This window comes from Dapis brunnea BLCC-M229, from assembly GCF_050015995.1.
In the GTDB taxonomy this organism is placed as follows: Bacteria; Cyanobacteriota; Cyanobacteriia; order Cyanobacteriales; family Microcoleaceae; genus Trichodesmium.
The window spans coordinates 1-10551 of sequence record NZ_JBNHEP010000217.1 but is presented as its reverse complement, the minus strand read 5'-3'; the positions used below and the strand labels follow the sequence as shown (position 1 = coordinate 10551).

Here is a 10551-nt window from a genome sequence, read left to right as displayed (position 1 = left end):
AAGTGTGGGAAGTGTGGGAGGTGTGGGAGGTGTGGGGGGTGTGGGGAGTGTGGGGAGTGTGGGGAGTGTGGGGAGTGTGGGAGGTGTGGGAGGTGTGGGGAGTGTGGTTCGTGAAAGATTCATCGATTGGTTCAGCAACGCCCAAAAATTTACCTTGACGGAGCCAAGTTTCTAGAGTTGCTGTATCTATATTTATATTGGGGTGGTGTTTGTGGATAAACTTTTGGATTCTTTCAAGTACGGAAGTTTGACTGTAGCGCAATTCTATGAGAATGGGAATTTGGCCATTTTCTCCAGACCTAACCTTATCTGCCTCTTCTAATAACAATCTGGCCAAAGCAGTAGATTTTCCCGAACCTGGTCTTCCCACCAATAAAACATGATTGGGGGCATATTTGCGCAAACCCTCCAAAACTGTCAACCGTTCAACTTTCTCTTCTGGACGTTCCCTCTGCTTTTCCTCCGACTCAATAGTTTGTACCATCAAACCTAAATCCAAGAGTGGGGAAATATTTTGCTGTTGCTCAAGACGCTTTTTTCCCGCCACATCCGTCAGAGTATAAACCTCCCACCATTTGGCGTATTCTTGGCAAATTGATTCTAGATAGGGCTTCCACATAGAATTCAAAATTCAAAATTCAAAATTCAAAAGTAAGATTTTTTTGATTATTCTTACTCTATTATACGAAGTCAGAAATTAAATGTTGGGTTTCGTTCCTCAACCCAACCTACTCAAAAGGCTTTTTGCCTACTTTTGTCAAACAACGCCACCCAACAAAAACATAGATAATGTTGGGTTTCGTTCCTCAACCCAACCTACCGAAAAGGCTTTTTGCCTGTACAATATTGTAGGTTGGGTTAAGCGACAGCGCCACCCAACAAAAACACGGATAATGTTGGGTTTCCGGTTCCTCAACCCAACCTACTCAAAAGGCTTTTTGCCTACTTTTGTCAAACAGCGCCACCCAACAAAAACATAGATAATGTTGGGTTTATCCTGCGGATAAGCTCCGCTAACGGGTTCCTCAACCCAACCTACAAATTTGTATTTTAATCTCTAATTTAACTTTTAAGAATGAAAAAGCAAGATAAAACCTTACCTTTAACCTTACTAGGAGCAACCTTCCTAATAATTGTCGGCACTGTCGCTGGCTACATCCTAATCTCTTCCGAAGAAACAGTAGACAATTTGCCCGTGGGTGCCGAGGTTGTCCCCAAGGATGCAATGATGACTTTAAATCTTTCTACTGACTCTACTCAATGGGAAAATCTGCAACAGTTTGGCACTCCTCAATCAAAAGCTGCTTTGCAAAAGTTGTTGGGGCAGTTGCGCGATCGCTTCCTGACTACTTATGGCTATAATTATCAACGAGATATTCAACCTTGGGTAGGTAAGGAAGTAGCGATCGCTTTTTTGCGCAAGTCTACTCTAGAACCTTCTAACCAAACTACTCCCGACTCTCCACCACCCCCTCCCGCTGAACAAGCAACTATGGTGGTATTGCCGATCGCCGATCCAGTGAAAGCACAGCAAATTTTAGACAAACCGCGCTCTCCTAAAGAAGGTAAATTAGTTAAACGTACCTATAGAGGTATTGAAATTACAGAAACTGAAGGAGTACCTAACCAAGATATTTCTGCTGCTCTATTGGGGAGAAAGTTTTTGGTAGTTACTAATTCCCAGACGGCAATAAACCGAGCGGTCGATATATATAAAGGAGATAATTCTCTAGAAAAAGCTCCTGGTTATACGGCAGCGATGGAGAGACTGGAAAATGCTGCACCTTTTGCTCAGGTATATGTAAATGTTCCTGTTGCTGCTGCTTATACTTCTAGTAAATCTATGACTCCTGTTTCTGAGGAAAATCTCAAACAACTCGAGGATAACCAGGGAGTAGCAGCAACCGTAAGTTTAGTTCCCGAAGGTATAGATTTAAAGGCAATTTCTTGGCTAAAACCTAATAGTCAGAAAAAGTTTACCGTAGAAAACAAAGCTACGGAAATGTTAAGTCGAGTACCTGGAAATGCTTTGATGATGATATCTGGCAGTAACTTACAGCGAATGTGGTCTGATTATGTCAAGGGTGCAGCAGCTAATCCCATCGCTCCCATTAACCCAGATACATTCCGTCAAACTGTGAAGAATGGAACTGGTATGGATTTAGATAAGGAATTTATCGACTGGATGGCAGGAGAATATTCTTTGTCTTTGCTGCCTATTCCCAAAAATAAGGATCAGTTACAAAAATTTGCTGCAGGTTTTGTGTTTATGGTCAAAGCAAGCGATCGCCGTGCTGCTGAGGAGTCTCTGAAAAAATTAGATGAGATAATGAAGAAAAAAGAATTTGAGGTAGGTGAAGCTGTTGCTAGCGGAAAACCTGTTGTGAAGTGGACTTCACCTTTTGGTGGTTTTACTGTAATTCGTGGTTGGTTGAATGGGAATGTGGCATTTTTCACCTTGGGAGGGTCTGTGGAAAATCAAATATTGCCTGCACCAACAAATTCTATGGCGGAAAGTGTGATTTTACAAGAAACTCTACCACTAGAATCAGAATCATTTAATGGTAATTTTTTCATTGATATTAGTCGGACATTCAATCCTCAAAATCTTTCTATTCCCCAGTTACCTGCCAATCAAAAAATTTGGGTAGATGGTATGGAGTCTATTGGTGTGACATCTATTGTTAGTAATAGTCGCACAACTAATTATGATGTGTTTGTGAAATTGAAAAAACAGGAGACAAAATAATCCTGTCATTTCAGTTATTAGTTATCAGTGCGAGCATCTTGCTCGCCAACTAATAGCTGAATGGTGAATGCTTAAATATTAAGCCAATTTTCTAGATCGGTTATGCTATTGAAATCTAAGAAATCTTCCCCCAAATTTTCTAACTCTTCAATAGTCAAATTTTCAATTTTGCTAATTGTTTCCGTATCAATTTCCCCAAAACGCTTTTTCAGTAGACGCATTATTAAGGCGATCGCCTCATCTTGTCTCCCTTCTTCTTTTCCTTCTTGTCTCCCTTCTTCTCTTCCTTCTTCTTTAGCAAAAGTTATTTTTCCTCTTTCATCTTGCAATGCCATTGCCCGATTTTGTGCTATTTCTAATTCTTCTGGAGTCATACCAGCTTGATTAGCTAAATTTAAAGCTAATTCTATCTCTGATACTTCTCCTAATGAAGGTGGAATCTCATCAAAACTAGAAGCTTCTTTGAGGAAATAAATCCATTTATCTGCTAAACTTTCTAACTCTGATAGTTTTTTATTGAATTTGGGTAATTCCACAAATACTAATCGTAATTCCTCATCCAAACATTTAAAATTTTCCGTTTCTTCTTTAAACACAAATTTATTAATAATTTTCTTGCGTTTTTCAAACAGAATGAAATCGGTAATTGTCACAGCTATAACTGGTTTAAGTCTAATATAATCATCAGAAACTTTTAATTGATTAGCATATCCTTTCACCATGTTATAAACTACCCGTTTCCCGAAACCAGTCATGGATGATACTTGCATTTCAATTACCACAATTTTTCCATCAGCTAAGACTGCTTTTACATCCAAGTAAGTGTCTTTTAAAGTTAACACTTTCCCAGTATTATAAGGATTAATAATGGTTAAAGATTGAATGATTTTTTCTCCATCATAAATAATGGCATTGAGAAAGCTAATTAATATATCTTGACTTTCTTCGGAGCCAAAAACTTTTTTGAAGACATAATCTATTTTAGGGCTAATAAATCTCATATTTTTATTGTCACAAATTTCTCAAATTAAAGTTTTTCACAATACAAACAGTATAGCAGATCCAGTCAAAGCGATCGCTCTCCTTGAGGTAAGTTTACTGGATATGTGGAATAGGTTTCTAGCCCGTGTCTATCTTTCAGTTTATTTGTAGGGATTTGATGATTTTTTAATTATGTTTTAACAGTTTTATAAATGGGAGATATTACCAAGATATCTATAAATATCAAATCTGGTTGAATACTTATTATATGGTTAGGGGAGATGGGGAGATGGGAGGATTGAATATTGAAGTAATTATAGAATTATCCTGCCTATATTATATAACCGGATTCTATATAATATAGGCAGGATAATCGGCAAAAATTTATGTATTAGCCCCTCTAAAATTTTGCCTTAATAATCTAATACTGCAACTTCCAAATAACCAGAAATTTCCCGACAATATTCATTACATAATTGCGACATTCGGAAATCTTCATTACGGGGATAAGTCGCATCTATTTTAACATCTGCTACTACTCTACCAGGGCGGGCTGCCATAACAATTATTCTTTGGGATAAATACACCGCTTCATAAATATTATGAGTCACAAAAACTACTGTCCAATTTCTTTTTTGCCACACATCTAATAGATCGCTATTTAATTTACTACGAGTCATTTCATCCAAAGCACCAAAAGGTTCATCCATTAAAACAATTCTTGGCTGAGTTACCAACGCCCTAGCAATAGAAACCCGCATTTTCATTCCACCCGATAACTGTCGTGGATAAGAACGTTCAAAACCATCTAATCCTACTAAATTAATTGCTTCTTGGACAATTATGCGAGATTCTCTGAGAGATTTTCCTGTTAATTTTAGAGGTAAATGTACATTATCAATAACATGAGACCAAGGCATTAAAGCTGGTTCTTGAAATACAAAAGCTAACTCATTTTTATCCTTATTTATATTTGATTCAATTTTGCCTGAAGTAACTTCACTTAATTCTGCTATTAATCGCAATACTGTGCTTTTTCCACAACCAGAAGGTCCGACAATAGTTACAAATTGACCATCATTAATTGTCAAGTTCATGTCTTGCAAGGCAACAGTACCATTAGCATAAATTTTATTGACATGATTACAGGAAATAGCTGTTTGATTGTTCATTTTTATTGTTGATATTGATGTGAATTTATCGGCACAATTACCATTTTATACTATTTATAGCAATATGATTTAAGTTGTGAGATATTGGATCTTTTTTAGGGAACAGAGAAGAAGAAAAATAAATCTACTTTATTAGTTTGAAAAACACTATAACTTGATGTTGATTTTTACGCAAAACATCAATAATTTTTTCAAGGGTAAATTATCCTTTAATTCTTTACTTTATCTTAATTTTACATAGCCTAGTTTCGGAGTCGGGATGATGTCAAACTTCGTCTCTCTTGAACAAGACCGGATAAACTACTTGACTCTCCAGTTAACTGGAGACTTTATTATAGAGATATTAGTTTTAATATCTCTCCCTAGTCATCAGGAGGCAATTATGGAAATAACATACTTAGAGCTAAAAGGTATGGGTTGTGCTGCCTGTGCTAATAAAATTCAAAAAGCTATTGAAAATGTAGCTGGTGTAGCAGAATGTCAAGTTAATTTTGCTATGGCACAAGCAACAGTTAAGTATAATTCCCACAAAACAAATTTACACAAAATTCAACAATCTGTAACAAATATTGGCTTTGAAGCAAAAGCACTTCAGGAAACAATAAATCTGACAAAAAAAGACAGAGAAAATCGCCGAATAGAACGAAAAATGACAAATAAAGTAGTTGTCGGCGGAATTATTAGTGGAATTTTAATTATTGGTTCGTTGCCGATGATGACCGGGTTAAATATTCCCTGGATACCAATGTGGTTACATAACTCCCGGCTACAATTAGTCTTAACAACACCTGTAATGTTTTGGTGTGGTAAATCATTTTTTATTGGTGCTGGAAAAGGATTAAAAAATCGTTCCGTAGATATGAATACTTTGGTTGCTCTAGGTACGGGGGCAGCTTATTTATATTCTTTATTTCCCACATTTTTTCCTGATTTTTTTACCAGACAAGGATTAAATTCAGATGTTTATTATGAAGCAGCAGCCGTAATTATTACTCTAATTTTATTAGGTAGACTGCTCGAACATCGCGCCCGGAAACAAACCTCAATAGCTATTCAAAAATTGATGGGTTTGCAGGCAAAAACTGCTACAGTTATTCGAGAGGAAAAAGAAATAGATATTCCCATTGAACAAGTAAAAATTCGGGATTTGGTTGTGGTGCGTCCTGGGGAAAAAATTCCTGTAGATGGGGTAATAAAATCAGGTAATTCCACAGTGGATGAATCTATGGTGACTGGTGAAAGTTTGCCTATAGAAAAACAGCCTGGGGATGAAGTTATTGGCGCGACAATTAATAAAACTGGTAGTTTTAAATTTGAGGCTGCCAGAGTGGGAAAAGATACAGTATTAGCCCAAATAATTAAATTAGTTCAACAGGCACAAAGTTCAAAAGCACCAATTCAAAAATTAGCAGATCGAGTAATTTCTTGGTTTGTACCTGTCGTAATGGGGATAGCGATCGCTACTTTTATTATTTGGATTAATCTAACTGGTAATTTAACAATGTCGTTAATTACAACAGTCAGTGTATTAATAATTGCTTGTCCTTGTGCTTTAGGATTAGCTACTCCTACTTCTGTCATGGTAGGAACAGGAAAAGGTGCAGAAAATGGGATATTAATTAAAGGTGCAGATAGTTTAGAAGTTGCTCATAAAATTCAGGCAATTATCTTAGATAAAACAGGCACACTTACCCAAGGAAAACCAAAAGTTACTAACTATATAACTACTCAAGGAACTGCCAATGAAAATGAAATTAAATTGTTAAAAATAGCAGCAGCAGTTGAACGGAAATCGGAACATCCTTTGGCAGAGGCAATTGTTGAATATGCTCAAACTCAAGGGGTAGAATTTCCTTTAGCAGAACCAGAAAAATTTGAGGCAATGTCAGGCATGGGAGTACAAGGAATTGTCTCAGATAGATTAGTACAAATTGGTACTTCTCGCTGGATGAATGAATTAGGAATTGATATTACTAATTTGCAAAGTCATCAAAATAAATTAGAAGCTGATGGTAAGACTACTGCTTGGATAGCAATTGACGGTAAAATTGAAGGAATATTTGGCATTGCTGATACTTTAAAACCATCCTCAAAAAACGTAGTTCAAACATTACAAAAAATGGGAATAGAAGTTGTAATGTTAACAGGAGATAATCGCCAAACAGCAGAATCTATTGCTGCTGAAGTTGGTATTAGTCGAATATTTGCTGAAGTGCTGCCAGACCAAAAAGCTGAAACTGTCAAAAATCTGCAATTAGAAAATAAAAAAAGAAGCGATAGCCATCAAATTGTAGCGATGGTAGGAGATGGAATTAACGATGCTCCAGCATTAGCTCAAGCAGATGTGGGAATAGCTATTGGTACAGGTACAGATGTAGCGATCGCTGCTAGCGATATTACGTTAATTTCTGGAGATTTAACTAGCATTATTACCGCAATTAAACTAAGTCGTGCCACCATGAAAAATATTCGTCAAAATCTGTTTTTTGCCTTCATTTATAATACTTTAGGTATTCCTATTGCTGCAGGAATTTTGTATCCTTTAACTGGTTGGTTATTAAATCCAATTATTGCAGGTGGAGCAATGGCATTTAGTTCCGTTTCCGTGGTGACAAATGCTTTACGTTTAAGGAAATTTAAACCTCAATAAGTTAAGTAATAATATAGGGTACGTTAGACGGCTATAATCTAAGCTTTAAAAGGCATTTAACAATCCGTCGTAACGCACCATTGAATATGTGTCGGTCTGCTCTTTGAGAGTTAATCAGCAGAGCAATAAATAGGTTGTAATCTTTTATATAAGGGGGTTTTGAGAGCAAACCCCTACATTTTTTAACAAATCATTTAGGATTGCTATATGCTAAAATTATAGGCGTTGCTGCTGATGTATGGGTATCATAATAGATAGTTGAAGTCTATAAACTTCATTCAGGGTGTAGCAAAATTATACGATATCCGGATAATAAGTGATAAAAAAGTTTTTGTTTGTAGTAGGGCTTTAGCCCTATCTATAGTTCGGGCTAAAGCCCTACTACAAGCTTTAATTATAACTATTCAAACGGGCACGATATTATTTCGTTTAGCAACACCAAATCATACTTTCTTTAAGGTTTAGGATGAGTCAAACAACAGGCAATTCATTAAAACAAAAGAAACAAGAGAAAAAATCAGCTCAGGAAATAATTGAAGAATATAAAAAAGGGGAGCGAAATTTTAGCAATTTGGACTTGAGAGGTCAATCTTTTGCGGGATATAAGCTATCTGGAGCTAATTTTAGTAGCTGCAACCTAAGAAGAGCTAATTTTACAGGATGCAATCTAAAAGGAACAAATTTTAGAAAAGCCAGGTTGGCAAAAGCTATATTACATGACATTAAAGCTGGGAGTGAAAACGATCGTACAACATATACCTGGTTTTTCGCCTTCTTGCTTTTTGCAGCAGGTCTGACTATTTGGGCAATTTATTCATTGGTTTTATCTAGGGAAGGTGAAATAGATTTAATCAATGAAAATGCTAATAGTTTTTTCTCATTAGCGCTCCTTGTACCTATCGGTTATTTTATCCACTTGTCTAACAGTCAGGGCAATATTGCTCTGTTTTTTTGGGTATTAGGAATATTGGATTTTTGGCTGAAAACTTTGAATCAGCCTGTATCGGGAATCTTAGGGAATATATTGTTTTGGGGATTGGCAGTTTCTCTGCTTTCTCCGCTTTATCAGTTTTGGATGAGTAAGTCTTGGAGAAATTTAGGACAATTATTTCAGAATTTTCCTGTTTTGATACTCTTGAGCTTTTTGTCTGTTTGTTGTGTGGTTGTTTCATTTTCATCTATCGACCTACTGGACTTACTAAAGCCACTAGGCCAACTAGACCGACTAAACCTAGTGAATGAAAACAACTGGTTATTAATCTTCAGCTCAATAACATTTAATCTGCCAGTTATATCTTTGCTATTTTTATCACTTGCAGCCTACTCAACTCTATTTGATGTAAATAATAGAGAAACTTATAGCAATATCTTCAAAGCTTTTTTCCGACTAGGACTTTCTGGACTTGCTTTATTCTTAGCCTATGTTTATTCAGTTTCTTCTGTAGCAAATATTTATGACTTGATTATTTTGATACTTGTAATTACCTTAGAGTTAATTATTATTTTCAAGTTGTGGCAACTTATAAAAGCTAAAAAATTCAGGAGGCTGAAATGGATATTTTGGGTTTCTTCAATTTTATTTTATTGCTATTCTTGCTACGGGCAAAATCTTCTAAGTTACTTATCTGATAAAGATTTAAAAACAGTTATAGAAAAAATTACGTTCATTATAATAGTGTGTTTATTGTCACTATTGGTTCTATTAACCTACAATTTTGCCAATTTATCTTTGAGGTCTGAACAGTCGGCAAAATGGCTAGGTTGGTGGTATTTTATTAACCTTGTCTTACCAACAAGTTTAATCTCTATGTTAGTATTTATTTCTCCTCCAGAATTCTTATATTGGAATTGGAATAGAAATAATTGGTTATCATTTTTTGTTCCTACTCTGAGCATCTGGTTAATATTTTTATTGCCTGTCCAATTTTTTGATATTCACAAATTTAGGAATTGGTTAAAAGAAAGAATTAAAAAGCAATGGATTTACCAATTTTTAGATTTTTTGGGGTTGACATTGTTTGTTTTGTTTACCTCCTGTTTAGTAGCAAATTCAATAACTATTTTCATGTTTTTCATAGACTGGCTTCAATATGGCGAACTTTATTTTTATTCTATTTTAGACTCTGGTGGTTATTCTTTTACTTTCGTTTTCGTTTTAGTATTATTTGCTTTATCTTTTGTTTTGTGGCTAATATTAATATTTACAAAAAACAAAATTGCTCAGACAAAACAGCAATCCTTTCAGCTTCAAAAAATTCAATCTCAATATTCTATATTTCGCGATATAGCCGTTTCCTTAAGATGTATAAATAGTACCAACTTTGGGGAAGCAAATTTAACCGAAGCTGACTTCAGCGGTTCTGAATTTACAAGCGTCAATTTTCGTGGAGCAAAGTTGAACTATACAATCTGGACTCAAGTGAAAGGATTAGAGTGTGTTGCCACCGGTAATACTTATCTGAAATATCCGAAAGTAAGAAATTGGGTTGTTCAAGTAAGGAATGATATCAAGTCCATTTAAAAAGTTGTCATTGCGACCAAAGGGTTTGCGCAGCAATCTCTAAGAAGTTGTTTGAGAAGTATTGCATAGAACCGATGAATCCGCGCAAACCTAACCCCGCCTGCCCCCCTTCCCTACAAGGGAATGGGGGTAAATAAGCCTCTCTCCTCGCAGGAGAGAGGTTTGGAGAGAGGTTTTTATGAGTTTACAAACAGCTTCTAAAACCTTGAGATTGCTTCCTTTGAATCCGCGCAAACCTAACCCCGCCTGCCCCCCTTCCCTACAAGGGAATGGGGGTAAATAAGCCTCTCTCCTCGCAGGAGAGAGGTTTGGAGAGAGGTTTTTATGAGTTTACAAACAGCTTCTAAAACCTTGAGATTGCTTCCTTTGAATCCGCGCAAACCTAACCCCGCCTGCCCCCCTTCCCTACAAGGGAATGGGGGTAAATAAGCCTCTCTCCTCGCAGGAGAGAGGTTTGGAGAGAGGTTTTTATGAGTTT

At 36.2% G+C, this 10551-nt stretch carries 8 protein-coding genes; 5 read left to right on the top strand and 3 right to left on the bottom strand.

The features are described 5' to 3' along the window. Positions 1-619: hypothetical protein (locus ACP6PM_RS24175; protein WP_426589171.1), on the bottom strand; the 619-nt coding region annotated here is incomplete at its 3' end. An 82-nt stretch (positions 620-701) separates the two neighbouring features. Here ACP6PM_RS24175 and ACP6PM_RS24170 point away from each other — a divergent pair. Both ACP6PM_RS24170 and ACP6PM_RS24165 read left to right on the top strand, forming a co-directional pair. Then, on the top strand, positions 702-980 hold the full coding sequence (locus ACP6PM_RS24170) for a hypothetical protein (RefSeq protein WP_426589169.1): 279 nt from the start codon (positions 702-704) through the stop codon (positions 978-980). Between the two features lie 95 nt (positions 981-1075). Continuing rightward, entirely contained in the window at positions 1076-2749 is a 1674-nt protein-coding gene (locus ACP6PM_RS24165) for a DUF3352 domain-containing protein (protein WP_426589167.1), read from the top strand. A gap of 71 nt (positions 2750-2820) precedes the next feature. On the opposite strand, the gene ACP6PM_RS24160 is transcribed toward ACP6PM_RS24165, so the two are convergent. Continuing rightward, positions 2821-3750 carry an Rpn family recombination-promoting nuclease/putative transposase gene (locus ACP6PM_RS24160; protein WP_426589166.1) on the bottom strand — a complete coding sequence of 310 codons (930 nt, stop codon included), beginning with the start codon at positions 3748-3750 and terminating at the stop codon, positions 2821-2823. 7 nt (positions 3751-3757) lie between these two features. Here ACP6PM_RS24160 and ACP6PM_RS24155 point away from each other — a divergent pair, with 7 nt between their 5' ends. After that, a complete protein-coding gene (locus tag ACP6PM_RS24155; RefSeq protein ID WP_426589164.1) occupies positions 3758-3901 on the top strand; it encodes a hypothetical protein in 144 nt (47 codons plus the stop codon). A 242-nt stretch (positions 3902-4143) separates the two neighbouring features. Here ACP6PM_RS24155 and ACP6PM_RS24150 read toward each other — a convergent pair whose 3' ends face one another. After that, the gene (locus ACP6PM_RS24150; protein WP_426589162.1) at positions 4144-4902 is read right to left on the bottom strand and encodes an ABC transporter ATP-binding protein; all 759 of its coding nucleotides are present in this window, start codon (positions 4900-4902) and stop codon (positions 4144-4146) included. 382 nt (positions 4903-5284) lie between these two features. On the opposite strand from ACP6PM_RS24150, the gene ACP6PM_RS24145 reads away from it, so the two are divergent. Both ACP6PM_RS24145 and ACP6PM_RS24140 read left to right on the top strand, forming a co-directional pair. Beyond that, a complete protein-coding gene (locus ACP6PM_RS24145; protein WP_426589173.1) occupies positions 5285-7552 on the top strand; it encodes a heavy metal translocating P-type ATPase in 2268 nt (755 codons plus the stop codon). Between the two features lie 466 nt (positions 7553-8018). Continuing rightward, on the top strand, positions 8019-10073 hold the full coding sequence (locus ACP6PM_RS24140; protein WP_426589160.1) for a pentapeptide repeat-containing protein: 2055 nt from the start codon (positions 8019-8021) through the stop codon (positions 10071-10073). Positions 10074-10551: the final 478 nt, after the last annotated feature.

Bases quoted from the DNA above. Each gene is read 5' to 3' on its own strand.
- ACP6PM_RS24170 (WP_426589169.1), top strand. From the start codon at position 702: ATGTTGGGTTTCGTTCCTCAACCCAACCTACTCAAAAGGCTTTTTGCC.
- ACP6PM_RS24140 (WP_426589160.1), top strand. From the start codon at position 8,019: ATGAGTCAAACAACAGGCAATTCATTAAAACAAAAGAAACAAGAGAAA.
- ACP6PM_RS24165 (WP_426589167.1), top strand. From the start codon at position 1,076: ATGAAAAAGCAAGATAAAACCTTACCTTTAACCTTACTAGGAGCAACC.
- ACP6PM_RS24160 (WP_426589166.1), bottom strand. From the start codon at position 3,750: ATGAGATTTATTAGCCCTAAAATAGATTATGTCTTCAAAAAAGTTTTT.
- ACP6PM_RS24150 (WP_426589162.1), bottom strand. From the start codon at position 4,902: ATGAACAATCAAACAGCTATTTCCTGTAATCATGTCAATAAAATTTAT.
- ACP6PM_RS24145 (WP_426589173.1), top strand. From the start codon at position 5,285: ATGGAAATAACATACTTAGAGCTAAAAGGTATGGGTTGTGCTGCCTGT.